At 71.3% G+C, this 23,245-nt stretch carries 22 protein-coding genes and 2 riboswitches; of the genes, 10 read left to right on the top strand and 12 right to left on the bottom strand.

The annotated features are described in order from the left end of the window. Nucleotides 1-169: 169 nt before the first annotated feature. The 4 genes from AB0C76_RS22000 to AB0C76_RS21985 form a co-directional block, all read right to left on the bottom strand. Nucleotides 170-1,294, bottom strand: coding sequence for an NlpC/P60 family protein (locus tag AB0C76_RS22000; RefSeq protein WP_359967889.1), 1,125 nt, complete (start codon nucleotides 1,292-1,294; stop codon nucleotides 170-172). 10 nt (nucleotides 1,295-1,304) lie between these two features. After that, nucleotides 1,305-1,458: riboswitch (cyclic di-AMP (ydaO/yuaA leader) on the bottom strand. A 349-nt stretch (nucleotides 1,459-1,807) separates the two neighbouring features. Next, nucleotides 1,808-2,845, bottom strand: coding sequence for an NlpC/P60 family protein (locus AB0C76_RS21995; RefSeq protein ID WP_359967886.1), 1,038 nt, complete (start codon nucleotides 2,843-2,845; stop codon nucleotides 1,808-1,810). A 200-nt stretch (nucleotides 2,846-3,045) separates the two neighbouring features. Further along, entirely contained in the window at nucleotides 3,046-4,485 is a 1,440-nt protein-coding gene (locus AB0C76_RS21990; protein WP_359967883.1) for an NYN domain-containing protein, read from the bottom strand. A 140-nt stretch (nucleotides 4,486-4,625) separates the two neighbouring features. Next, complete coding sequence (locus AB0C76_RS21985) at nucleotides 4,626-4,889, bottom strand: hypothetical protein (protein WP_359967880.1); 264 nt, start codon at nucleotides 4,887-4,889, stop codon at nucleotides 4,626-4,628. Between the two features lie 200 nt (nucleotides 4,890-5,089). Here AB0C76_RS21985 and AB0C76_RS21980 point away from each other — a divergent pair, with 200 nt between their 5' ends. After that, entirely contained in the window at nucleotides 5,090-5,872 is a 783-nt protein-coding gene (locus AB0C76_RS21980; RefSeq protein WP_359967878.1) for a rhomboid family intramembrane serine protease, read from the top strand. Nucleotides 5,873-5,913: 41 nt separating this feature from the next. Then, nucleotides 5,914-6,195, top strand: coding sequence for an Lrp/AsnC ligand binding domain-containing protein (locus AB0C76_RS21975; protein ID WP_329928391.1), 282 nt, complete (start codon nucleotides 5,914-5,916; stop codon nucleotides 6,193-6,195). Between the two features lie 21 nt (nucleotides 6,196-6,216). Here AB0C76_RS21975 and AB0C76_RS21970 read toward each other — a convergent pair whose 3' ends face one another. The 3 genes from AB0C76_RS21970 to AB0C76_RS21960 all read right to left on the bottom strand — a co-directional run bounded on the left by AB0C76_RS21970 (nucleotide 6,217) and on the right by AB0C76_RS21960 (nucleotide 9,504). Beyond that, nucleotides 6,217-7,593: an aminotransferase class V-fold PLP-dependent enzyme gene (locus AB0C76_RS21970; RefSeq protein ID WP_359967875.1), complete on the bottom strand. Its 1,377-nt coding sequence runs from the start codon at nucleotides 7,591-7,593 to the stop codon at nucleotides 6,217-6,219. Nucleotides 7,594-7,645: 52 nt separating this feature from the next. After that, nucleotides 7,646-7,763, bottom strand: a riboswitch (SAM riboswitch). A 121-nt stretch (nucleotides 7,764-7,884) separates the two neighbouring features. Continuing rightward, the gene (gene trpD / locus AB0C76_RS21965) at nucleotides 7,885-8,961 is read right to left on the bottom strand and encodes an anthranilate phosphoribosyltransferase (RefSeq protein ID WP_359967872.1); all 1,077 of its coding nucleotides are present in this window, start codon (nucleotides 8,959-8,961) and stop codon (nucleotides 7,885-7,887) included. A gap of 117 nt (nucleotides 8,962-9,078) precedes the next feature. Then, a complete protein-coding gene (locus tag AB0C76_RS21960; protein ID WP_359967869.1) occupies nucleotides 9,079-9,504 on the bottom strand; it encodes a hypothetical protein in 426 nt (141 codons plus the stop codon). A gap of 397 nt (nucleotides 9,505-9,901) precedes the next feature. Between AB0C76_RS21960 and AB0C76_RS21955 the strand changes: the two genes are divergently transcribed. The 5 genes from AB0C76_RS21955 (at nucleotide 9,902) to AB0C76_RS21935 (ending at nucleotide 14,728) form a co-directional block, all read left to right on the top strand. Further along, complete coding sequence (locus AB0C76_RS21955; RefSeq protein ID WP_030301107.1) at nucleotides 9,902-10,522, top strand: heme-copper oxidase subunit III; 621 nt, start codon at nucleotides 9,902-9,904, stop codon at nucleotides 10,520-10,522. A gap of 187 nt (nucleotides 10,523-10,709) precedes the next feature. Further along, nucleotides 10,710-11,519: a c-type cytochrome gene (locus AB0C76_RS21950; RefSeq protein WP_329928395.1), complete on the top strand. Its 810-nt coding sequence runs from the start codon at nucleotides 10,710-10,712 to the stop codon at nucleotides 11,517-11,519. Between the two features lie 8 nt (nucleotides 11,520-11,527). Beyond that, nucleotides 11,528-12,580 carry a Rieske 2Fe-2S domain-containing protein gene (locus AB0C76_RS21945; RefSeq protein WP_359967866.1) on the top strand — a complete coding sequence of 351 codons (1,053 nt, stop codon included), beginning with the start codon at nucleotides 11,528-11,530 and terminating at the stop codon, nucleotides 12,578-12,580. Continuing rightward, nucleotides 12,577-14,235, top strand: a complete 1,659-nt coding sequence (locus AB0C76_RS21940) for a ubiquinol-cytochrome c reductase cytochrome b subunit (protein WP_359967863.1) — start codon at nucleotides 12,577-12,579, stop codon at nucleotides 14,233-14,235. Before AB0C76_RS21945 ends, AB0C76_RS21940 begins: the two co-directional genes overlap by 4 nt. A gap of 112 nt (nucleotides 14,236-14,347) precedes the next feature. After that, nucleotides 14,348-14,728 (top strand): GntR family transcriptional regulator, encoded by a 381-nt coding sequence (locus AB0C76_RS21935; protein ID WP_359967861.1) that lies wholly within the window; start codon nucleotides 14,348-14,350, stop codon nucleotides 14,726-14,728. Between the two features lie 29 nt (nucleotides 14,729-14,757). Here AB0C76_RS21935 and AB0C76_RS21930 read toward each other — a convergent pair whose 3' ends face one another. The 4 genes from AB0C76_RS21930 to coxB all read right to left on the bottom strand — a co-directional run bounded on the left by AB0C76_RS21930 (nucleotide 14,758) and on the right by coxB (nucleotide 19,227). After that, nucleotides 14,758-16,014 carry an Ig-like domain-containing protein gene (locus AB0C76_RS21930; RefSeq protein WP_359967859.1) on the bottom strand — a complete coding sequence of 419 codons (1,257 nt, stop codon included), beginning with the start codon at nucleotides 16,012-16,014 and terminating at the stop codon, nucleotides 14,758-14,760. Between the two features lie 170 nt (nucleotides 16,015-16,184). After that, on the bottom strand, nucleotides 16,185-16,601 hold the full coding sequence (locus AB0C76_RS21925) for a cytochrome c oxidase subunit 4 (RefSeq protein WP_359967856.1): 417 nt from the start codon (nucleotides 16,599-16,601) through the stop codon (nucleotides 16,185-16,187). Next, nucleotides 16,601-18,376, bottom strand: a complete 1,776-nt coding sequence (ctaD, locus tag AB0C76_RS21920) for a cytochrome c oxidase subunit I (RefSeq protein WP_359967853.1) — start codon at nucleotides 18,374-18,376, stop codon at nucleotides 16,601-16,603. Before ctaD ends, AB0C76_RS21925 begins: the two co-directional genes overlap by 1 nt. Further along, nucleotides 18,373-19,227 (bottom strand): cytochrome c oxidase subunit II, encoded by an 855-nt coding sequence (gene coxB, locus AB0C76_RS21915; protein ID WP_359967850.1) that lies wholly within the window; start codon nucleotides 19,225-19,227, stop codon nucleotides 18,373-18,375. The genes ctaD and coxB overlap by 4 nt, the downstream gene beginning before the upstream one ends. A 366-nt stretch (nucleotides 19,228-19,593) precedes the next feature. Between coxB and AB0C76_RS21910 the strand changes: the two genes are divergently transcribed. Next, a complete protein-coding gene (locus AB0C76_RS21910) occupies nucleotides 19,594-21,003 on the top strand; it encodes an aminotransferase class V-fold PLP-dependent enzyme (RefSeq protein ID WP_359967847.1) in 1,410 nt (469 codons plus the stop codon). On the opposite strand, the gene AB0C76_RS21905 is transcribed toward AB0C76_RS21910, so the two are convergent. Further along, entirely contained in the window at nucleotides 20,996-21,973 is a 978-nt protein-coding gene (locus AB0C76_RS21905; protein ID WP_359967844.1) for a carbohydrate kinase family protein, read from the bottom strand. The genes AB0C76_RS21910 and AB0C76_RS21905 overlap by 8 nt on opposite strands. 257 nt (nucleotides 21,974-22,230) lie before the next feature. Here AB0C76_RS21905 and AB0C76_RS21900 point away from each other — a divergent pair, with 257 nt between their 5' ends. After that, nucleotides 22,231-22,440, top strand: coding sequence for a hypothetical protein (locus AB0C76_RS21900; protein ID WP_359967841.1), 210 nt, complete (start codon nucleotides 22,231-22,233; stop codon nucleotides 22,438-22,440). A gap of 103 nt (nucleotides 22,441-22,543) precedes the next feature. Beyond that, nucleotides 22,544-23,242 (top strand): hypothetical protein, encoded by a 699-nt coding sequence (locus AB0C76_RS21895; protein ID WP_359967838.1) that lies wholly within the window; start codon nucleotides 22,544-22,546, stop codon nucleotides 23,240-23,242. Nucleotides 23,243-23,245: the final 3 nt, after the last annotated feature.

Genomic DNA, 23,245 nt, shown 5'->3' with positions numbered 1-23,245 from the left:
CTGGAGCGGGAGTCCGGTGGCAGACGTTAGCGAGTCCGGGCAACCGAGTCCAAACCTCTCCCAACCCGAATATTTGACCCCCAATCGGACACCAGCCCGAGGAAAGGAAACGCCGCAGGCCCGGACCTCCGTGGAGGAGGGCCGGGCCTGCGGGACGCCGAGCGGGGAATCAGACCCGCACGATGGACGTGAGCGGCATGTTGGTGACCGCCTCGTAGCGGACGCTCGCACCCGGCTTGGGCGCGTGCAGCACCTGGCCGTTGCCGGCGTAGATGCCGACGTGGTGGGCGTCGCTGAAGAAGATCAGCAGATCGCCGGGCTGGGCCTGGGAGAGGTCCGTGCCGATCCGGGTCCCGGCGTTGGCCTGCTCCTGCGAGGTGCGCGGCAGCGAGACGCCGGCCTGGTCGAAGGCCCAGACCATCAGGCCCGAGCAGTCGAAGGAGTTCGGGCCGGTGGCGGCCCAGACGTACGGACTGCCGATCTTGGTGGCGGCGTAGGACAGCGCGGCGGCACCGCGCGAGCTGCCCGGCGCCGGCGGCTTGGCGACCGGCGAGGACGACGGGGCCGAGCCGAGGTCGGTGCGGCTGCTGTCGCGGGAGGCGCGATCGGCGGCGGCCTGCTGGGCCTTCGCGGCGTCGGCCTTGGCCTTGGCATCGGCGGCGGCCTTGTCCTCGGCCGCCTTGATGGCCTGGCGCTCCTGCTCGGACAGGGTGTTGAAGAGGTCCTGGGCGGCCTTCAGCTTCGCCTGGATCTGCTCCTTGGACGCCTTCAGCTGCTGGGTGGTCGCGTCCAGCTCGGCGAGCTTGCCCTGGGCCTCGTTGCGGTCCTGGTCCAGCTTGCGCTGCTGGTCCTGGAGCTCCTTCAGCTGACCCTTCTGGGTGCTGCCGGCCTGGTTCAGGGCGTCGGCCTGGCTGAGGAAGTTGTCCGGCTTGGACGAGAACATCAGCTGGACGGTCGGGGATATGCCCCCGTTGCGGTACTGCTCACCGGCGATCTGGGCAAGGCCGCCCTGGAGGTCGGTCACCTGCTCCTGCTGGCGGGCCACCTGGTCCTGCAGGCCGCTGACCTGCTTCTGCAGCTCCTGCTGCTTGGACTGGGCGGCGTTGTACTGCTCGGTCGCCACCTCGGCCTGCTCGTTGAGCTGGTCGACCTGCTCCTTGACCTGGTCCTTGGTCGGCGCGGGGTCGGCGTGGGCGCCGGACTGCGCGGAGAGGGCGACGGCCGCGGCGGCAACTCCGGTCAGGAAGGAAACTCGGGCACGGCCGGCGGGCTTGGGACGACGATGGGACGCCACGAAGGCGGACTCCTTCTTCCTACGTCCGCCTACCGGGTGAGCTGACGGGTTCGGGCCGGAAGCATGCCCTACGACGCCTCACGGCCGTTCCACCGGCCGACCTGGCGCCGATTCACCCCGGAGGAACGTGGTTCCCCGGCTCCGCTCCACAGCGCCCCCAATCACTGGGCTCCCCTGTCGGACGGTCGCTTCGACCCGTCCCGCTGTTTCACGAACTCGGCGGGAACCACCGCCGCCACCCTGGCTGGGCGATCGACAGTGCGGTGGTTCGGGGCACGACCCTAGTAACTGAACCGTGATCGGTTCAAATCCTTGTCAGAAAAAAGGCGGAAGAATAACCAAGTTCTTTTGTGAAGATGACAGAAGGTGATCGCGGCAGTACGCAAGGCTGATCACTTGTCACGCGAACGTGGTGAAACGCAGTGAAACGCGCTCAAGCGAACGCGCCACCCCCGGTCGGGAGGTGGCGCGGATCACAGGGCCGTTTCCGCCGGCCCCCGGCGTGTCGGGGGGTCAGACCCGGCGGATGGTGTTGATCGGCATCGCGTCGGCCTTCATCACCTTGACCACGTCGCCGGTGTGCGGCGCGTGCACCACCATGCCGTTGCCGATGTACATCGCGACGTGGTGCATGTCGGGGCCGTAGATCACCAGGTCACCGGGCTGGGCCTGGTCCAGCGAGGGCACCCGGGTGCCGTAGTGGCCCTGCTCCTGGGAGGTGCGCGGCAGCGAGACGCCGGCCTGACCGTATGACCAGACCATCAGGCCCGAGCAGTCGAAGGTCGTCGACCCGGTGGCGCCCCACACGTACGGCGAGCCCTGCTTGCTCATCGCCTTGGCCACGGCCACGGCCGCGTAGCCGCTGGCCGGCGGCAGGCTGCTGAGGTCGACCCGGTCGGTGCCGCGCGAGGCGCGGTCGTCCTGGGCCTGCTGGGCCTTCAGCGCCGCGCGCTCGGAGGCGCTGAGCGAGTTGAGGAGGTCCTGGGCCGCCTTGAGCTTGGTGTTGACGTCCGCCTTGGCCTGGTTCAGGTCCTTGGTGGTGGAGTCCAGGGACGCCAGCACCGCGGCGGCCTCGGCCTTCTCCTGGTCCAGGCGGCGCTGCTGGTCCAGCAGGCCCTTGAGCGCGTCGGTCTCGGTGGCGGTGGCCTGCTGCACGCTGGAGGCCTTGGCCAGGTAGTTGTTCGGGTCGGAGGAGAGCATCAGCTGGACGGACGGGTCGATGCCGCCGGTGCGGTACTGCTCGCCCGCCACGCCGGCGAGGCCGGTCTGAAGCTGGGTCATCTGCTCCTGACCGCGAGCCACCTGGTCCTGGAGCTGGTCGGCCTGCTTGCGCAGCTGGTCGGCCCGCTCCTTGGCGCCGTTGTACTTCTCGGCGGCCTGCTCCTGCTCCTGCTGCAGCTCGTCGATCTGCGCCTTGACGTCCGTCTTGTTCGGCTGCGGCGCGGCGTGCGCGGCCACCTGGGCGGAGAGCGCGACCGCGGTCGCAGCAGCAGCGGTGAGCACGGAGACCCGCGCGCGACTCGGCTGCTTGGGACGGCGGTGGGAGGCCAAAAGACCGGCTCCTTCTTCCATGGACTCACCGGTTCGGGTGAGAAATCCGGAAAATAGGTTTGACGCCAGACCCTAGTGAACATCCAGGCGTTACGCCACTCCCCCAAAGGCGTGAACTCCGCTCCCCCACGCTGCTTCACCGAATCCGCACATCGCCGCAAACCGGGCGCTGAGCAGCCGTCATCCCCATCGGCACGGAATCAGGGCCGCGCCAGCCGGTTGAGCAGCAGAACCGAGGCGACCGGGCGCGCGCCGGCCTTCCGCACGCCCTCCGCGACCTCACGGTCGGCGGAGACCACCACGACCGGACGGCCCTGCGGCTCGGCCCGCACCAGGCGCCTGATCAGCTCGTCCGCCGTCTCGCCGGTCCGGCTGAAGCGCACCCGGACCCCACGTGGCGGCGCCATGATCACCGGCACGTCCAGGTCCTGCCCGTCGAACACGCATGTGACCTCCGCCTGCGTGCGCTGGGCCAGCATCGCCAGCCCGCCCAGCAGCCGCAGCCGCTGCTGCTCCAACGGCAGCGTCGGATAGCCGGTCTTCGTCACGTTGTAGCCGTCCACCACCAGGTGCACCTGCGGGATCGCCAGCAGCTGGTCCAGCAGCGCCGGATCGTCCTCCGCGAGCCCCCGCCGGGCCACGTCGTGCGGCGAGGCCGAACCCGGCACCACCGCCTCCACCAGGTCCGCCGGACGGATCTGCGACACCGGCAGTGCCAGCTCGCGCTGCAGCCCCTGAGCCGACTGCAGCACGGTGTCCAGCAGCAGCCGCAGCCGCATGTCCTCCACGCTGCGCCCCTCGCGGGCCGAGCGCCGGCCCTGCTCGGCGGCGGTCTCCAGCTCGCCGACGCGGTGCCGCAGCCGCCGCGCCTCGCTCTCGGCCGCGCTGCGCTCGGTCGCCGCCTGCGCGCGCAGCGCCTCCAGCTCGGCGGCCAGCCGACGGGTCTCGGCCTGCGCCCGGCGCGTGTCGCTCTCCAGCGAACGCACCTTCTTGCGCAGCGAGTCGGCCTCCCGCCGGACGTCCTCGGACTCGGCCCGCTGCCGGTCCAGGTCCGCGCGCGCCCCGGCCCGCACCTCGGCCAGCTCGGCCTGCAGCTTCTCCACCAGGCGGGCCGCCTCCGCGGCCGCGCCCTCGGCGCCGGCCCGCTCGGCCTCCTCACCGGCCTCGGCGACCAGCCGGCTCCAGCCGGCCGACCGCACCAGGTAGGCGGCGGCGGCGACGTCCATCGGATCGGCGGCGCCGGGGACGCTGCCCGACTCCAGCGCCTTCACCAGGTCCGGCTGGCCCAACCGCAGCCGCTCCGCTATCCGCACCCGGAAGGCCGGCTCCGACTCCAGCGCCGCCGCGATCGCCGTGGCCGCGTACTTGGCCCGCCGGGCCGGGGTGAACTTGGCGTACTGACGCAGGCTCTGCGGCAGCTCGCCCGGCGGCAGCCCGCCGAGCGCGTCCGCGGCCAGGCCGACCACCCGCCGGCGCACGCCCTCCGGCAGCGGCCGGTCGAGCTTCTCGACGGGACGACCGGCCTCCGGCTCCGCTGCGGTTCCGGACGCGGCGGCACCGTCGGCGGCCCCCGCCGCCCCGGCGGCCGGCTCCGCAGCGGGCTGCCCCTGCGGTCCGGCGGGCTCCCTCGCTGCGTCCACCACGTCCTCGGCTCCGATCCTGGTCCAACGGGCACGGCCCCGCGGCCGCCGTCCCTGTCGTCACGCTCCGTGCGTTCTGTCTGTATTGTCCCGTGCGGCGGACGGCCGTGCCGTGCACCGTCCGCCGCACCGGCGGGGCATCAACCCTGCTCGGCCTCGACCGCCGCGTCCTCCGCGCCCGGACGGGCGACCAGCTCGACCTGGTCCACCGCGTTGCACCAGCGGCAGCGCACCGTCTCGATCGTCTCGCTCAGGACTTGGGTCTCCTCGACCTTGGACTCGCCGGCCAGGTCGAAGTGCAGGAACTCGGTGACCCGCGCGGTGCGGGTCACGTCGAAGCGGGTGAGGTTGCCGCACAGGGTGCAGCGCCAACGCGTCTCGGCGGTCAGGGCGGGGACGGTCATCGGGGGTCCTCTCGGGTGGTCCCTGGGTGGGCTAGGCGCTCCCCCCGGAGCCCCGGCATCGGCGGCGGGAGGCGGGAATGCCCGCCCCAAGCCTATTGCCTGGGGCAACCGTCGCGGCCACCGGTTCGGGCGATCGAGCCCTAGTCCACCTGCCGTACAGCACGGTGTCGCGGAAGGCCCGCGGAGGGATGCTTGGCCGCATGGCGCTCGCGGCCCCCGGCCACACCGACACGCGGGACGGCGGCCCCGCGGGGCCCGCTCCGGCGGTCACCTACGCCCTGATCGCGGTCAACACGCTGGTCTTCCTCCTCGGCCCGGCCGCCGGACTCAACCCCCTGTACGGCACCGGGCAGGCCCGGGTCTGCTCCGAGCAACGGTACGAGCAGCGCTGGGGTGCCGTCCCCGCCGAACTGCTGGCCGGGCGCCCGCTGACGGCGGAACAGCTCGCCGAGGCCCCGGATCCGGTCCCCGGCTGCCCGGCCGCCCCCACCCCGGGCAAGCGCCCCGCCGTCTCCGTCCTCACCGGCCTCTTCCTGCACGCCGGCTGGCTGCACCTGGCCGGCAACCTGCTCTTCCTCCACGTCTTCGGCCCCACCGTCGAGCGGCGGGTCGGCCGGGCCCGCTTCCTCCTCTTCTACCTGGCCGCCGGGAGCCTCGCGACGTACGGCTTCGCCCTCGCCGAGGCGCACTCGGCGGACTCCACCCGCGTCCTGATCGGAGCCTCCGGCGCGATCTCCGCCGTCCTGGGCGCCTACCTGCGCTTCCACCCGCGCTCCCGGGTGACGACGCTCGTCCCGCTGCTGCTCTTCCTGCCGCTGCGGTTCCCGGCCTGGCTGGTGCTGGGCCTCTGGTTCGCCCTGCAGTGGTGGTCGGTGCACTCGGCCGGGCCCGGGGTCGCCTACCTGGTCCACGTGATCGGCTTCTGCGCCGGCTTCCTCTACGCCTGCACCGTCGTCGGTCACCCCCTGAGACGGCCCGGCTGAGGCCCGATACGCTGGCGCCACCCCACGAAGGAGCCCGAACAGTGATCACCGCCATCGTCCTGATCAAGACCAGTGTCGACCGCATCCCGGAGATCGCCGAGGCCATCGCCTCCATTGAGGGCGTCAGCGAGGTGTACTCGGTGACCGGCGGCTACGACCTGGTCGCGATGGTGCGGGTGCGCAAGCACGACGACCTGGCCGACGTCATCCCGGGCCGGCTGAACAAGGTCCCGGGCGTCGCCCACACCGAGACCCAGATCGCCTTCCGCACCTACTCCCAGCACGACCTGGAGGCCGCGTTCGCGCTCGGCCTGGACGAGTAGTCCTCGGTCGGCCCGCCCCTCTCAGTCCTCGCGACGAGTGTCGGCGACACAGCGGCCGCCCTCGTTCCGGTAGTTCCACGCCGCGCCGTCCGTGACCAGCTCGCGGACGGCGGTCAGGAAGCGGTCGACGTGCTCGTCCGGGGTCCCGGCGCCGAAGCTGACCCGGATGGCGTTCAGGCTCCGCTCGCCCGGCAGCGACGGCTCCGGCGCCCCGCACTCGGAAACAGGACTCGGCGCGACGCCGGACGCGTCACCGATCAGCGTGCGCACCAGCGGGTGCGCGCAGAACAGCCCGTCGCGCACCCCGATGCCGTACTCGGCGGAGAGCGCGGCCGAGAAGTGCGAGCTGTTCCAGCCCCGGACGACGAAGGACAGCACACCCACCCGCGCGGAGTCCTCGCCGAACAGGTTCAGCACCTTGACCTGCGGGATCTCCGCCAGCCCGGCCGTGAGCCGGGCGATCAGCGCCTGCTCGCGGGCCTCCAGCGCGTCGAAGCCGGCCTCGCTCAGCGCCCGGCAGGCGGATGCGATGGCGTAGGCGCCGATGACGTTCGGCGAGCCGGCCTCGTGCCGGGCCGGGCCGGTGTGCCACTGGACGGCCACCGAGCCGTCGGCCTCCCGGGCCACCGTCCGGGTCGCGCCGCCGCCGGCCAGGTACGGCTCGGCCGCGTCCAGCCAGTCCGCCCGGCCGGCCAGCACCCCGGCGCCGAACGGCGCGTAGATCTTGTGACCGGAGAAGGCGATCCAGTCGACGTCCAGCTCGGCCACCGAGACCCGGTGGTGCGGGGCGAGCTGGGCGGCGTCCAGCACCACCCGGGCGCCGTGCCGGTGCGCGGTCGCGGTCAACTCGGCGACCGGCCACAGCTCACCGGTGACGTTCGAGGCGCCGGTGACGCACAGCAGCTTCCGGCCCCCGGGCGCCCCGGCGAGCGCGGCGTCCAGCACGGCGACGGCCTCGGCGTGCGAGCGGGGGGCGCGCAGGTAGGTGACGTCCAGCCCGGCGTGGGCCCAGGGCAGCAGCGAGGCGTGGTGCTCGGTCTCGAAGGCGAACACCCGGGTGCCGGCGGGCACCGCGGCGGCGAGCAGGTTGAGCGAGTCGGTGGTGGCCCGGGTGAAGACCACCTGGTCGCCCTCTCGCAGGCCGAGGAACTCGCCGACGGTCCGGCGGCTCTGCTCGAACAGGTCGGTGGACAGCTGCGAGAGGTACCCGGCGCCGCGGTGCACGCTGCCGTAGTACGGGGCGTACGCGGCGACGTCGTCCCACACCCGCTGCAGGGCCGGCGCGCTGGCCGCGTAGTCGAGCGGCGCGTAGCCGACCTTCTCGCCGTTGGCGAGCGGCACCTGGACGTCGTGGCCGAGGACGGCGAGGGGGGCGCAGATTTCGGTGGCCAGAGACATGGGGATGCACTCCTTCGGAGGTCGAGGGACCCCGGGAGTGCTAGTCGTCGGGCGTCCGCGCTTGCCTCGCGGACGGTTTGCCGCGCGGCCCGGTCCTCACCCAGGGCACCCCGCCACGGACGGAGGGTTGCCGGACAGCAAGCTGGGGCTTGTCGCTGTCACTCATGACCTGGCGAAGACTCTAGGTCGCGTCCACCGGGTGGTCAAACAGGCATCCACCATCCGGACAGCCGAGGGGCCCGCGGCAGCCCACGCGATGTCGCGGCTGCCACGGGCCCCTCGACTCGCTTGTCAGTCCCGGCCGGTGGCCTCCGACCAGCGCCGCAGCAGCTCCTGCGCCGCGCCCGAGTCGACGGCCGCCGCGGCCCGCTCCATGCCGGCCGCCAGCTGCTCGGCGAGCGGCGCGTCCGTCAGGTCCAGCGCCACCAGCGCCGCCGCCGTGTTGAGCAGGACGGCGTCCCGCACCGGCCCGCGCTCCCCGGCCAGCAGCCGGCGCGCGACCTCGGCGTTGTAGGAGGCGTCCGCCCCGCGCAGCGCCTCGATGCCGACGAGCTCGATGCCGACGTCCCGCGGGTCGAAGGCGGCCTCGGTGACGGTGCCGTCCCGCACGATCCACACCCGCGACGTCGTGGTGACGGTCAGCTCGTCCAGGCCGTCGTCGCCGCGGAAGACCAGCGCCGTGGAGCCGCGCCGGGCGAGCACGCCCGCGATCAGCCCGGCGAGCCGGGTGTCGAAGCAGCCGACCGCGTGCGCGGTGACCTTCGCGGGGTTGGTCAGCGGGCCGAGGATGTTGAACGCGGTCGGCACCCCGAGGTCGCGCCGCGCGGTGGCGGCGTGCCGCATCGACGGGTGGAACTTCGCCGCGAAGCAGAAGGTGAGCCCGACCTCCTCGGCCACCTCGGCCACCCGCCGGGCCGACAGGTCCAGGGCGACGCCGAGCTTCTCCAGCACGTCCGACGAGCCACTGGCCGAGGAGGACGCCCGGTTGCCGTGCTTGACCACCTTGGCGCCGGCCGCCGCCGCGACGATCGCGGACATCGTGGAGATGTTGACGGTCTTGGCGCGGTCGCCGCCGGTGCCGACGATGTCCACCGCCGGGCCCGGGATGTCCAGCGGCTCGGCGTGCGCGTACATCGCGTCCACCAGGCCGCTGATCTCGTCGACCGTCTCGCCCTTGGCCCGCAGCGCCACCATGAACCCGGCGACCTGGACGGGGGACGCCTCGCCGCTCATGATCCGGTCCATCGCCCACGCGGTGGCCGAGCGGTCGAGGTCCTCCCCCTTCAACAGCGCCGCCAGGAGGTCCGGCCAGGTGCGGACCACCTGCACGGGGTCGGTACCACCGTTCGCAGGGTTCACGTTCACCATGGCTGACTCCAGCTGTTGTCGGTTCCCCCGGGGAGGGACGCCCGTACGGATGGAGTCAGCCTATCGAGCGGCGGGGTACCTCCCGCCCCGTCTTCTCTAGTACTGAGACGGCGCCGCTCAGCGCGTCGCCGGGGCCCGCTTGGCCAGGCGCGCCCGCAGCAGCGTGGCCACCGCCCCGGCCAGCGCGACCGGGTCCACCGGGCGCGAGATCGCCGCGTCGGCCCGGCTCCAGGCGGCCAGCCAGGAGTCCTGCGGCCGGCCGATCAGCACCAGCACCGGCGGGCAGCCGTAGATCTCGTCCTTGAGCTGCCGCCCGAGCCCGAGCCCGCCGGCCGGCACCGCCTCGCCGTCGAGGATGCAGAGGTCGACGCCGCCCTTCTCCAGCGCCCGCAGCACCGCGGGGGTGGTCGCGCACTCCAGATAGGACAGCTCCGGCAGATCCTCGGCGGGCCGGCGGCCGAGCGCCGTCAGCACCTGCTCGCGGGTGTTGCGGTCGTCGCTGTAGACGAGGACGGTGAGCGTCTCATCGGTCGTGTACGCCATTGACCCTGCTCCCTCAAGTGTGATCCGGACCACGTTCGCCTGACCCGGATGCTACTCCGGATCACCCCCGGGCGAGCCCTCCCCCGCGCGCGTTCCTTCTCAAGGCGCCGCGCCCGGGGCTCACCCGCCCGGAGGAGGTCCCGTCACCCGGACCCGCGCAGTCCACCCGGACGGCCGACAGCCGGGCCCGCCCCCTACCTCCGGGCACTGCGCCGACCGTGCATCGACACGCTGGGCAACGGGGTCGAAGGGCCCTCCGAGGAACCGTCAGAAAAGGGACACGCCGCTGCTCAGGTACCGTCCGGGCACCCAGCCGCCCCCCAAGCGGGCATACCGCACGCACCGGACACTCCGAGGGAGACCCCCCGGCGTGAAGACGGAATAAGGGACCGACATAATGTCCGTCGTGGCGACAGCAACAGCAGTAGAAACCGGGCACGCGCACGGATCGGTCAACCGGCCGAACATGGTCAGCGTCGGAACGATCGTCTGGCTCAGTTCCGAGTTGATGTTCTTCGCGGCCCTCTTCGCGATGTACTTCACGCTCCGCTCCGTCAAGGGGCCGGAGTTCTGGACCGAGAAGGCGCACGCCCTCAACGTGCCCTTCTCCTCGGTCAACACCACGATCCTGGTGCTCTCCTCGCTGACCTGCCAGCTCGGCGTGTTCGCCGCCGAGCGCGGGGACGTGAAGAAGCTCCGCTCGTGGTTCGTCATCACCTTCGTGATGGGCGCGATCTTCATCGGCGGTCAGATCTTCGAGTACACCGAGCTGGTCAAGAAGGACGGCCTCTCGCTGTCCTCCGACCCGTACGGCACGGTGTTCTACCTGACCACCGGCTTCCACGGTCTGCACGTGACGGGTGGTCTGATCGCCTTCCTGCTGGTCCTGGGACGGACGTACGCAGCCAAGCGCTTCACGCACGAGCAGGCCACCGCCGCCATCGTGGTGTCGTACTACTGGCACTTCGTCGACGTCGTGTGGATCGGCCTGTTCGCGACCATCTACCTGATCAAGTAACCAGCTGATCAGGTCGCTGGCCACCGGCTGCGGCCCCCGCCCTCACCGGCGCAGGGCCGCTTCTGCCGGTGCCGACGCTCCCACCGACCGACCGCGCGCGCAGCCCTAGCCGGGCCGCCTCGTGCCGGCCAGACCGGCAGCCGGGTGCACCCACCAGTCGACCAGATCCTGACACCGGGGTTATTCCGTGAAAAAGCTCTCCGCACGACGGCGCCACCCATTGGCGGCGCTGGTCGTCCTACTTCTCGCCCTGGCGGCAACCGGGGGGCTGTACGCCGTGTTCGCGCCCGCCGACAAGGCGCAGGCCGACGTCGCCGCGCAGTCGCTGGCGATCGACGAGGGTAAGAAGCTCTTCGCCGTCGGCTGCTCCTCCTGCCACGGCCTGAACGGCCAGGGCAGCAGCGACGGCCCGAGCCTGGTCGGCGTCGGCTCCGCCGCCGTCGACTTCCAGGTCGCCACCGGCCGCATGCCGGCCCAGCAGCCCGGCGCGCAGGTCCCGCGCAAGAAGAACATCTACTCGCAGGCGGAGATCGACCAGCTCGCCGCCTTCGTGGCCTCGCTCGGCCCCGGCCCGGTGACGCCGACCCAGGAGCAGTACACCTCGACCAACCCCGAGGACATCTCCAAGGGTGGCGAGCTGTTCCGCACCAACTGCGCCCAGTGCCACAACTTCGCCGGCCAGGGTGGTGCCCTGACCAAGGGCAAGTACGCGCCGTCGCTGGAGGGCGTGGACGCCAAGCACATCTACGAGGCCATGCAGACCGGCCCGCAGAACATGCCGTCGTTCCCGGACACCACCATGCCCGAGGAGCAGAAGAAGCAGATCGTGGCCTTCGTCCGCCACACCACCAACGATGAGCCCAACCCCGGCGGTCTCACGCTCGGCAGCCTCGGTCCGGTGACCGAGGGCCTGTTCGGCTGGATCTTCGGTCTCGGCGTGCTCATCGCGGTCGCGATCTGGGTCGCCGCCCACACCACCAAGGCCAAGAAGTCATGAGCCACGACATGTCAGAAGAGAAGCTTCCGGAGCACCACGGCTCCGCCGGCGAGGTGGCCCACCACGGCGACCCGTTCGCCGACCCGGGCCTGCCGGCCCACGAGCCCCGTCGCACCGACATCGACGAGCGGGCCGCCAAGCGCGCCGAGCGCCAGGTCTCGCTGATGTTCGTGATCTCGATGATCGCCACCATCGGCTTCATCGCGTCGTACGTGGGCATCGACCCCGACAAGATCGTCTACATCTTCCCGCTCGGTCACGTCAGCGCGCTGAACTTCGCGCTCGGCCTGACCCTGGGCGTCGCGCTGTTCCTGATCGGCGCGGGCGCGGTCCACTGGGCCCGCACCCTGATGTCGGACGTCGAGCTGCCGGCCGAGCGTCACCCGATCGAGGCCGACGACGAGGTCCGCGCGGACGTCATCAACCAGTTCAAGACCGGTGCCGCCGAGTCCGGCTTCGGTCGCCGGAAGATGATCCGCAACACCCTCATCGGCTCGATGGCGCTGGTCCCGCTCTCCGGCGTGGTCCTGCTCCGCGACCTCGGGCCGCTGCCCGAGAAGAAGCTGAAGGAGACGGGCTGGAGGGAGGCGACCCCGGCCAAGCCGCTGCAGCTCATCAACATGAGCACCAACCAGCCGATGAAGGCCGACGACATCGTCATCGGCTCGCTGACCTTCGCCATGCCCGAGGGTCTGCACGTCCACGACGAGGACTTCCAGCAGGCCATCGCCAAGGACGCCCTGATGCTGGTCCGCATCGCGCCGGAGGACATCAAGGACGACAAGTCCCGGGAGATGGGCTTCGACGGCATCCTCGCCTACTCGAAGATCTGCACCCACGTCGGCTGCCCGATCAGCCTCTACGAGCAGCAGACCCACCACGCGCTCTGCCCGTGCCACCAGTCGACCTTCGACCTGTCGGACGGCGCGCGCGTCATCTTCGGCCCGGCCGGCCACCCGCTGCCGCAGCTGAAGATCTCAACTGACGAGAAGGGCTTCCTGATCGCCACCGGCGACTTCGATGAGCCCGTCGGCCCGAGCTACTGGGAGCGTGCTCGATGAGTAGCGCGAGCAGCACCACCTCCGGTGCCGCCAAGCCCGCCAGCACGCGCGCCAACCCCGCCAACAAGTGGGAGGCCGCGGCTGACTGGACGGACGGCCGGCTGGGGATCTACTCCCTCGCCAAGGCCAACCTGCGCAAGATCTTCCCGGACCACTGGTCCTTCATGCTGGGCGAGATCTGCCTCTACTCGTTCGTCATCATCATCCTGACGGGCGTGTACCTGACGCTGTTCTTCAAGCCGTCGATGGCCGAGGTCGTCTACAACGGCTCGTACGTGCCCCTCAAGGGCATCGGCATGTCCGAGGCGTACGCGTCGACCGTGGACATCAGCTTCGAGGTCCGCGGCGGCCTGCTGATCCGCCAGATCCACCACTGGGCCGCCCTGGTCTTCGTGGCCGCCATGCTCGTGCACATGATGCGCGTGTTCTTCACCGGCGCGTTCCGCAAGCCGCGTGAGATCAACTGGGTCTTCGGCTTCCTGCTGCTGGTCCTGGGCATGTTCGACGGCTTCTTCGGCTACTCGCTGCCGGACGACCTGCTGTCGGGCACCGGTATCCGCTTCATGGAAGGCGCGATCCTCGCCGTCCCGCTGGTGGGCACCTACATCCAGATGTTCCTGTTCGGGGGCGAGTTCCCCGGCCACGACATCGTGCCGCGGTTCTTCACGATCCACGTGCTGCTGATCCCGGGCATCATGCTCGGCCTGCTGGTGGCGCACCTGATCCTGGTCTTCTACCACAAGCACACCCAGTGGGCGGGCCCAGGCAAGACCGAGAAGAACGTCGTCGGCATGCCGCTGATGCCGGTCTACATGGCCAAGGCCGGTGGCTTCTTCTTCCTGGTGTTCGGCATCATCGCCGCCATCTCGGCGATCGCCACGATCAACCCGATCTGGGCGTACGGCCCGTACCGCCCCGACCAGGTGTCCACCGACGCCCAGCCGGACTGGTACATGGGCTTCTCCGAGGGCCTGATCCGCGTCATGCCGGGCTGGGAGATCAGCCTGTGGGGCCACACCCTGAACCTGGGCGTGTTCATCCCGCTGATGATCTTCCCGCTGGTCCTGGTCTCGATCGCGGTCTACCCGTTCATCGAGGGCTGGATCACCGGCGACAAGCGCGAGCACCACATCCTGGACCGCCCGCGCAACGCCCCGGTCCGCACCGCCCTGGGTGCCGCCTGGATCAGCCTCTACCTGGTCCTGCTGGTCGGTGGTGGCAACGACCTGTTCGCCACGCACTTCCACCTGTCGATCAACTCGATCACCTACTTCGTGCGCGCCGGCTTCTTCGTGGTGCCGGTCATCACCTTCATCGTCACCAAGCGCTGGTGCCTCGGCCTCCAGCGCCGTGACAAGGAGAAGGTGCTGCACGGCCGCGAGACCGGCGTCATCAAGCGCCTGCCGCACGGCGAGTTCGTCGAGGTGCACGCCCAGCTGCCGCAGAAGGACCTGTTCAAGCTCACCGCGCACGAGCAGAACCAGCCGGTCCAGCTGCCGGCCCAGACGGACGAGAACGGCGTGGCCGGCAAGGCCGGCGTCCTCACCCGCACCCGGGCCAAGCTGTCCCGCGGCTTCTACGGCGAGGGCAGCCAGATCCCCAAGCCCACCGCCGAGGAGCACCACGAGATCACCAGCGGCCACGGCCACCACTGATCCCGTACGCACCGCAGCGCCACACCCGAGGGCCGCTGACCAGACTTCTTCTGGTCGGCGGCCCTCGGGCTTTGCCGTCTCCCCAGCCCCCAGGCACCCTCAGGAGCCCATCGTGCAGCTGTCCGTCGACCCCTCCTCCGCCACTCCCCCGTACGAGCAGATCCGCGCCCGGATCGCCGAGCTCGCCCGCTCCGGCGAACTGCCCACCGGACTGCGGCTGCCCACCGTCCGGGCGCTGGCCGAGGAGCTGGAGTTGTCCGCCGGGACGGTCGCCCGCGCCTACCGGGAGCTGGAGGCCGACGGCGTCGTGGAGACGCACGGCCGGCGCGGCACGCTGATCGCCTCCACCGGCGACACCGCGCACCGGCTGGCCGCCGAGGCGGCCACCGAGTACGCCGAACGGGTGCGCCGGCTCGGGCTGTCCCGCGGGGACGCCCTGGCGGCCCTGGACACCGCGCTGCGGGTCGCCTTCCCGGAGGAGCAGGAGAACTAGGAGGACCAGGACGGCCTCCGGAGGGCCGCTCAGAGCTCCGGGCGGATCATCCCCGTGGCGGGGGCCTGGGAGGCCGGGACGGTGGTGCTGAAGGGCTTCCCGAGGGAACTGTGCTTGACCCAGTCCGCCCAGGACACGTTCCAGTCCCCGAAGCCGTTGCCGAACGGCTCCATCGTGGCGCCGTGGCTGTTGACCACCGTCACCAGGTCCCCCACCCGGGTGTTGTCGTAGAACCACTTGGCGTTGTCGGTGCTCATGCCGGTGCAGCCGTGGCTGACGTTCTCGTAGCCCTGTGAGCCGACCGACCACGGCGCCGCGTGGACGTACTCGCCGCTCCACGTCACCCGGGTGGCCCACTCGACGTTGAGGTCGTAGGCCTCCGAGCTGCCCGCGGCTATGCCGATCGTCTCGCCGTTCATCCGCACCGAGCGCTCCTGGCCGAGCACCACCTTGACACCGTTGCGGGTGTCGAAGCCGGGCTTGCCGGTGGTGACCGGGATGGTCCGGATCACCTCGCCGTCGCGCTTCAGGGTGAGCTCGTGGGCGGCGGCGTCGATCACCGACTCGACCCGGGCCCCGATCCGCAGCTTCAGGCTGCTTCGGTCGCCGCCGTACAGGCCGTCGGCGATCCGGGTGCCGGTGCCGTCGAAGGCCAGGCCGACGGTGGTGCCGACGGGCCAGTACTCCTCCGGGCGGAAGTGCAGGTTCTTGTCGTCCACCCAGTACCACGCGCCGGTGACGGCGGGCTGGGAGGTGACCGTCAGGGCCTGCTCGACCTCCTGCCGGGCCTGCGGGTCCTTGACGGCCTCGGAGAGCTGCACGGTCAGCGGCTGGCCGACCCCGTAGACGCCGCTGCCGGAGGAGTCCGGGCCGAGCTTCGCGGTGAGCAGGCGCTGGGCGGCGAGGGTGCTGAAGGCCTGGGTGGTCTCGCCGCGCCCGCCCCTGCCGTCGTCCGCGGCGATCCGGACGCTGTACGAAGCCGAGGCCTTCAGCCGGCCGGTCGTCTGCCAGCTGCGCTGGTCGTCCGCGAGCTTGCCGGCCACCACCCGGCCGTCCGGGCCGACCACGGTGACGTCGGTCAGCCTGCTGCCGGCGGCGGCGGTCACGGTGACCGACTGGGCCGGGTCGACCTTGCCCTCGGCCGAGAGGTGGACCAGCTGCGCCGCGTCGACCTTGTGCGGGCCGGTGGGTTCGTCACCACCGGCCGAGCAGGCGGCGAGCGGGGTGAGTACTGCGAGGGCCAGCGTGATGCCGCCGAGACCCGCTATTCCGCGCCTGTCGGCCATGACCGCCTCCGGGGGTTCGCACGATTGATCAGATCGTAGGAACGCCTGGCCCTGGAGCGACATCCGAGCGACCCCGCGTTCACCCGGGTGAGTGAGGGGCTCACCCCGGAGACGCAACAGGGGCCGGACCTCCCGTGTGGGAGGTCCGGCCCCTGCCGGTGCGACGGAACCTACTGGTTCTGGTTCTCGCCCCGGTAGAACTCGAAGACCCAGCCGAACAGACCGATCAGGATGATCGGGATCGACCAGAACAGCAGCCACCAGCCGAAGATCACGCCCATGAAGGCCAGCGAGCCGCCGATGGCCAGCGAGAGCGGCTGCCAGCTGTGCGGGGCGAAGAAGCCCAGCTCACCGGCGTCGTCCGCGACCTCGGCCTCGGGGTTGTCACCCGCGCCGCTGTCCACCCGGCGGGCGGTGAAGGCGAGGTAGTACCCGATGAAGGCGCACAGCGCGAAGGCCAGGAACAGCGCGGTGGTACCGGCGGCCTCGATGCCGTGGTCCGACTGGTTCGTCCACAGGCCGTAGGTGATCGCCATCGCCAGGACGAAGACCGCCAGGCCGAGGAAGATCTTTCCCTGTTCCTTCATCAGGCGTCGCCGTCCTTCTTGCCCTTGCCCAGCTGCGGGGCGTCGTACTTCGCCGGGGTCACGCCGGCGAGGTGCTTGGCCTCCTCACCGTGGTTCTCCAGGTAGTCCAGCGCGGCGATCTCCGGGTGGTGGAGGTCGAAGGCCGGGGATTCGGAGCGGATCCGCGGGAGGGTGAGGAAGTTGTGCCGCGGCGGCGGGCAGGAGGTCGCCCACTCCAGCGAACGGCCGTAGCCCCACGGGTCGTCGACCTCGACCTTCTCGCCGTACTTGGCCGTCTTCCAGACGTTGTACAGGAACGGCAGGATCGACAGGCCGAGCACGAACGAGCCGATGGTCGAGACGGTGTTCAGCGTGGTGAAGCCGTCCGAGGCCAGGTAGTCGGCGTAGCGGCGGGGCATGCCCTCCGCGCCGAGCCAGTGCTGCACCAGGAAGGTGGTGTGGAAGCCGAAGAACAGCGTCCAGAAGGTGATCCGGCCGAGGCGCTCGTCCAGCATCTTGCCGGTCATCTTCGGCCACCAGAAGTGGAAGCCGGCGAACATCGCGAAGACGACGGTGCCGAAGACCACGTAGTGGAAGTGGGCGACGACGAAGTACGAGTCCGAGACGTGGAAGTCGATCGGCGGGGAGGCCAGCAGGACACCGGTCAGACCGCCGAAGAGGAAGGTGACCAGGAAGCCGACCGTCCAGAGCATCGGGGTCTCGAAGCTCAGCGAGCCCTTCCACATGGTGCCGACCCAGTTGAAGAACTTCACACCGGTCGGGACCGCGATCAGGAAGGTCATGAAGGAGAAGAACGGCAGCAGCACCTGTCCGGTGACGTACATGTGGTGCGCCCACACCGTCACGGACAGACCGGCGATCGCGATGGTGGCCGCGATCAGACCGGAGTAGCCGAACATCGGCTTGCGGCTGAAGACCGGAATGATCTCCGACACGATGCCGAAGAACGGCAGCGCGATGATGTACACCTCGGGGTGACCGAAGAACCAGAACAGGTGCTGCCAGAGCAGCGCACCGCCGTTGGTCGGGTCGAAGACGTGCGCACCGAACTTGCGGTCCGCCTCCAGGGCGAACAGCGCGGCGGCCAGCACCGGGAAGGCCAGCAGGACCAGCACCGCGGTCAGCAGGACGTTCCACACGAAGATCGACATGCGGAACATCGTCATGCCCGGAGCGCGCATGCAGATGATCGTGGTGATGAAGTTGACCGCACCGAGGATCGTGCCGAAGCCGGAGAAGGCCAGACCCATGATCCACATGTCGCCGCCGACGCCCGGCGAGTGCACGGCGTCCGACAGCGGCGAGTAGGCGAACCAGCCGAAGCTCGCGGCGCCGTTCGGGGTGAGGAAGCCGGCGACCGCGATGGTCGAGCCGAACAGGTACAGCCAGTACGCGAACATGTTCAGACGCGGGAAGGCCACGTCCGGGGCGCCGATCTGGAGCGGCATGATCCAGTTCGCGAAGCCCGCGAACAGCGGGGTCGCGAACATCAGCAGCATGATCGTGCCGTGCATCGTGAACGCCTGGTTGAACTGCTCGTTCGACAGGATCTGGGTCCCGGGACGAGCCAGCTCGGCACGCATGACCAGGGCGAGGATGCCACCGATCAGGAAGAAGGCGAACGACGTGCCCAGGTACAGGGTGCCGATCGTCTTGTGGTCAGTGGTCGTGAGCCACTTGATGATGGTCGCACCCGGCTTGCGGGTCCGCTGCGCCCCGACCGTGACGGCCTCGGCGCCCCCGCCGGCCGCGGCGGGCTCGTTGAGGATGGTCACTTCTCTTCACTTCCCATGGAGATGACGCCCGAGGGCACCGCGCCGGCCTGGCCCTTGGCCCGGAGGTCAGCCAGGTGCTTGTCGTAGTCGGCTCGGTCGACGACCTTGACGTTGAACAGCATGCGCGAGTGATCGGTGCCGCAGAGCTCGGCACACTTGCCCTTGTACTCGCCCTTGACGGTCGGCGTGACCTCGAACTTGTTCACCACGCCCGGCACGACGTCCATCTTCATCAAGAAGTTGACGGGCCAGAAGTCGTGGATGACGTCACGCGAGGTGAGACGGAACTGGACCGACTCGTTGACCGGCAGCCACAGCGTGGGCGCGTCCTTGGGGGTGCCCACCTCGTACGCGGCGTCCTTGTTGGCCGGGTCGGGGTTCTCGGTGTTCTCGTAGTTGAACGCCCAGCTCCACTGGAAGCCGACCACGTTGACGTAGTGCTGCGGCTTCGCGGAGACGGAGGTCAGCTTGTTCTCGTCGCGGGCGACGAAGTAGAAGAGCACCGAGACGATGATGATGGGGACCGCGGTGTAGAGCGCCTCGATGGGCACGTTGTACCGGGTCTGCGGGGGGATCTCCACGCCGGTGCGGCTGCGCCGGTGGAAGATCACGCTCCAGATGATCAGACCCCACATCAGTACGCCGACCACCAGCGCCGCGATCCAGGAGCCCTGCCACATGTGAAGGACCAGGGGTCCTTCCGAGGTGACGGGGCTCGGGAGGCCAAGCCTGGGGAGGTCGTTGGCCGAGCAGCCGGTGGCGGTCGCGATGACGAGGCCCAGTGCCAGCGCCTGAGGCAGCTTCCGCCGCATCGTGCGCCGCGGCGAGCGGTCGGAGCCGTTGGGACTCACGTAGCGCCTTCCCGAAGTCTCGCCCGCCTTCGCGTCGCCCCGAGGAGGACTGTCCCTCCCCGGCGACCCGTCCACGGGCACGGTTTGAATGCTTATGCGGGCCAAACCCTACTCCAGCCTTATGCGCTCCTGACGGGCAGCCCCCGGTAACGCGCCGCCCGGTCGCCCGATCAGGCCCGGCGGGGGCTGCGCCGCAGGTCATCGCAGGCATTCGAGGTCCGATCCCCCGATCGGGGGATGACCTCTCGCAACGCGGGTGACGGTCCGTCGGACGCGGACGAAGCGGACATTCGGGATGATCGACTGACGAGCGGTGAGCACCTGCGCCGGGCTCCGGAGCGGCCCGGCGTGTCGTTAAATGTGACCGTGTACTTCGACGTGGCTTCGACGGCGCCGCTCCACCCCGTCGCGCGGCAGGCCCTGACCGCCGCGCTGGACGAGGGGTGGGCCGATCCGGCGCGACTCTACCGCTCCGGGCGGCAGGCCCGGATGCTGCTGGACGCCTCCCGCGAGACGGTGGCCGAGGTGCTCGGCGCCCGGGCCGACGAGATCTCCTTCACCGCGAGCGGCACGCAGGCCGTCCAGCTCGGCATGCTGGGCGCGCTGAGCGGCAACCGGCGGCGCGGCGGGCACCTGGTGCACTCGGCGGTGGAGCACTCCAGCGTGCTGCACGTCGCCGAGAGGCACGAGGCGGCCGGCGGATCCGTCTCGGTGGCGCCGGCGGACCGGGCCGGGCGGGTCCCGGTGGACGGCTTCGCCGGGCTGCTCCGGGAGGACACCGCGCTGGCCGTGCTGCAGAGCGCCAACCACGAGGTGGGGACGGTCCAGCCGGTCGAGGAGGTCGCCGGGCTCTGCCGGGAGGCCGGGGTCCCGCTGCTGGTCGACGCCGCCCAGAGCGCCGGCCGGGTCGGCGTGCCCGCCGGGTGGTCGCTGCTGACCGCGAGCGCGCACAAGTGGGGCGGGCCGCCGGGGGTCGGGGTGCTGGCGGTGCGCAAGGGCGTCCGGTACGCGTCGCCGCTGCCGGCCGACGAGCGCGAGGGCGGCCGGGTGCCCGGCTTCGTCAACGTCCCGGCGATCGTGGCCGCCGCCGCCTCGCTGCGGGCCGTGCGGGCCGAGGCCGAGCGGGAGAACGCCCGGCTGCACGCGCTGGTGGAGCGGATCCGGACCCGGGTGCCGCAGCTGGTGCCCGAGGTCGAGGTGGTCGGCGACCCGGTGCGGCGGCTGCCCCACATCGTCACCTTCTCCTGCCTGTACGTGGACGGCGAGGTGCTGCTGACCGAGCTGGACCGGGCCGGCTTCGCCGTCTCCTCCGGCTCGTCCTGCACCTCGTCCACGCTGACGCCCAGCCACGTGCTGGCCGCGATGGGGGTGCTCACCGAGGGGAACGTCCGGGTCTCGCTGCCGTACGGGACGGCCGAGGCGGACGTCGAGCGGTTCCTGGCCGTCCTGCCGGAGCTGGTGGCCGGCGTCCGGGCGCCGCTGGGGCTGGACCTGCCGGCGCCGGGCACCCAGGGGGTGCGCCCGGAGGCGAGCGGGCCGGTCACAGTGATCGACGCGCTCGGCAAGCGCTGCCCGCTGCCGGTGATCGAGTTGGCCAAGCGGATCGGCGAGGTGGCGGTGGGCGGCACGGTCGCCGTGCTGGCGGACGACGAGGCGGCCCGCCTCGACATCCCGGCGTGGTGCGCGATGCGCGGCCAGGAGTACGCGGGCGAGGCCCCGGCCGCCGACTACGGCGGCGACCGGGGCGCGGCCTACCTGGTGCGGCGGACTACTTGACCAGGTGCGGGCGGACGTCCGCGGCTGCGGCGGCGCCGTAGGCGTCCTCGAAGCGCTTCAGGAAGGCGGCCGGGCGCAGCTCGTACTCCTGGGTGCCGACGGTCTCGATCACCAGGGTGGCGAGCATGCAGCCGAGCTGGGCGGAGCGCTCCAGCTCCAGGTCCCAGGAGAGGCCGGTGAGGAAGCCGGCCCGGAAGGCGTCGCCGACGCCGGTCGGGTCGGCCTTGGTCTCCTCGGGGGCGCAGCCCACGAGGATGGCGGTCTCGCCCTTGCGCTCGATGCGCACGCCCTTGCTGCCGAGGGTGGTGATCCGGGTGCCGACCCGGGCGAGGAGCTCGTCGGCGCCCCAACCGGTCTTGCTCTCGATCAGCGCGGCCTCGTACTCGTTGGTGAACAGGTACGCGGCGCCGTCGACGATCTCGCGGATGTCGTCGCCCGCCAGGCGGGCCAGCTGCTGGGAGGGGTCGGCCGCGAAGGCGTAGCCGCGGGTGCGGCACTCCTGGGTGTGGCGGACCATCGCCTGCGGGTCGTCCGCGCCGATCAGGACGAGGTCCAGGCCGCCGACCCGGTCGGCGATCGGCTTCAGCTCGATGCTGCGGGCCTCGGCCATGGCGCCGGTGTAGAACGAGGCGATCTGGTTGTGGTCCTCGTCGGTGGTGCACATGAACCGGGCGGTGTGGCGGGTCTCGGAGATGTGGACGGACCGGCAGTCCACGTTGTTGCGCTCCAGCCAGCTGCGGTACTCGGCGAAGTCCGCCCCGGCCGCGCCGACGAGGATCGGGTTCAGCCCGAGCACGCCCATGCCGAACGCGATGTTCGGGGCGACGCCCCCGCGGCGGATGTCCAGGGTGTCGACCAGGAAGGACAGCGACACTGTGTGGAGCTGCTCGGCGACCAGCTGGTCGGCGAACCGGCCGGGGAACGTCATCAGGTGGTCGGTAGCGATCGAGCCGGCGACGGCGATGCGCACGGGAGGTCTCCTCAGGATGGCGGCGGGGCCATGGGCGAGCGGGGTTGTTAACCCGTTCACGGTACCGGGCGGGCGCGAGGAGGTCCCACGAGTGCCGGAAATGGCACCGGCTGCAGGCGAACGTGTACTACCTCCGAGTAGCACTGGTGGGCGGGAAGAACGTGGTCCTAGGTTGGCCGCAGGGGTGCGCCGGACCGGCCGGCCCCGGTGACCGCGGCAGTGCGGCCGCGGCACGACCTGGATCGGAGCGGTGCCCGATGATGCCCAGTCCTTCCTCGCTCCCCGTGCTGCGCGGCGACGCGGACGGCGAGACGCTCGACGCCCTGGTGGACTCCTCCCGGCGGCTGCGCCGGTTCTGGCCACTGCTGGCGGCCGGCCCCCAGCCGAGCGCCCCCGTGCTCGCGGGCTTCCGGGTGCCGTCCGGCGCCCAGCGGCTGGTCGCGGGGATGGCCGAGTACGGCAACTGAGGCTCCTGGGGCCCGGACGGAACCGGATCCGTCCGGGCCACGTCACATCCGCGCGGAGCGGCCCCCGGAGGCGGCACCGCTGAGCCCTCGGGAGGATGTGCACATGGAGCAGGAGAGGATGCCGCGCGGTCGGCGGGCGGTGGCGCTGGCGGGTCTGGTGCTGGCGGCGGCGGTGACGGTGGCCGGGTGCAACGGGGACGGCAAGTCGTCCTCGGAGGCGGCGGCCACGGCGGCGGCAACGGCCACGGCCACGGGCTCCCCGGTGGCGCCGACGCCGTCCGACGGTGCGTCGGCCGGCGCGTCCGCGGGCGCGCCCACCGCAGGCGCCTCCGGTGGGCCGGCCGCGTCGGCCACGGCTCCGGCACCGGCCGGGACGGCCCCGGGCTCGGTGCCGCCGGCTCCGGCGCAGCCGACGGGGGTCACTCCCCCGGGGCCCGGCATCGCGGTCGGCGAGCCGAACCCGAACGGGCCGTCGCCGGCGGTGCGTCCGGCGGTCACCTACCGGGTGGACGGCAGCAACAAGCTGACCGTGTACTTCTACGGCGGGGTGTGCCAGCAGTACGCGCTGAAGGCGGACGAGTCGCACCCGGGCCAGGTGGACGTCAAGGTCGTCGTGGCGGCACCGGTGAAGTCCGGGCAGGTGTGCAGCGAGCTGGCCAAGCGGCAGACGGTGACGGCCGACCTGCGCGCGCCGCTGGCCGGGCGGACCGTGAACGACCTGTCCACCGGCAACGCGATCCCGCTGGACGCGGACCCGCACGCGGGCCCGGACCCGGTCTCGCCGGACGGCGCCGCGAAGTAGCGG

Source organism: Kitasatospora sp. NPDC048722, from assembly GCF_040650235.1.
GTDB lineage: Bacteria > Actinomycetota > Actinomycetes > Streptomycetales > Streptomycetaceae > Kitasatospora.
Note: the sequence above shows the minus strand (reverse complement) of the source record. Positions and strands in the feature narration are given on the sequence as shown.

What these genes read in the sequence shown, in the direction of transcription:
- AB0C76_RS21970 (WP_359967875.1), bottom strand. Translation starts at nt 7,593, where the DNA reads ATGTCTCTGGCCACCGAAATCTGCGCCCCCCTCGCCGTCCTCGGCCAC.
- AB0C76_RS21945 (WP_359967866.1), top strand. Translation starts at nt 11,528, where the DNA reads ATGTCAGAAGAGAAGCTTCCGGAGCACCACGGCTCCGCCGGCGAGGTG.
- AB0C76_RS21940 (WP_359967863.1), top strand. Translation starts at nt 12,577, where the DNA reads ATGAGTAGCGCGAGCAGCACCACCTCCGGTGCCGCCAAGCCCGCCAGC.
- AB0C76_RS21955 (WP_030301107.1), top strand. Translation starts at nt 9,902, where the DNA reads ATGTCCGTCGTGGCGACAGCAACAGCAGTAGAAACCGGGCACGCGCAC.
- AB0C76_RS21985 (WP_359967880.1), bottom strand. Translation starts at nt 4,889, where the DNA reads ATGACCGTCCCCGCCCTGACCGCCGAGACGCGTTGGCGCTGCACCCTG.
- AB0C76_RS21925 (WP_359967856.1), bottom strand. Translation starts at nt 16,601, where the DNA reads ATGAAGGAACAGGGAAAGATCTTCCTCGGCCTGGCGGTCTTCGTCCTG.
- AB0C76_RS21930 (WP_359967859.1), bottom strand. Translation starts at nt 16,014, where the DNA reads ATGGCCGACAGGCGCGGAATAGCGGGTCTCGGCGGCATCACGCTGGCC.
- AB0C76_RS21960 (WP_359967869.1), bottom strand. Translation starts at nt 9,504, where the DNA reads ATGGCGTACACGACCGATGAGACGCTCACCGTCCTCGTCTACAGCGAC.
- trpD (WP_359967872.1), bottom strand. Translation starts at nt 8,961, where the DNA reads ATGGTGAACGTGAACCCTGCGAACGGTGGTACCGACCCCGTGCAGGTG.
- AB0C76_RS21980 (WP_359967878.1), top strand. Translation starts at nt 5,090, where the DNA reads ATGGCGCTCGCGGCCCCCGGCCACACCGACACGCGGGACGGCGGCCCC.
- AB0C76_RS21895 (WP_359967838.1), top strand. Translation starts at nt 22,544, where the DNA reads ATGGAGCAGGAGAGGATGCCGCGCGGTCGGCGGGCGGTGGCGCTGGCG.
- AB0C76_RS21900 (WP_359967841.1), top strand. Translation starts at nt 22,231, where the DNA reads ATGATGCCCAGTCCTTCCTCGCTCCCCGTGCTGCGCGGCGACGCGGAC.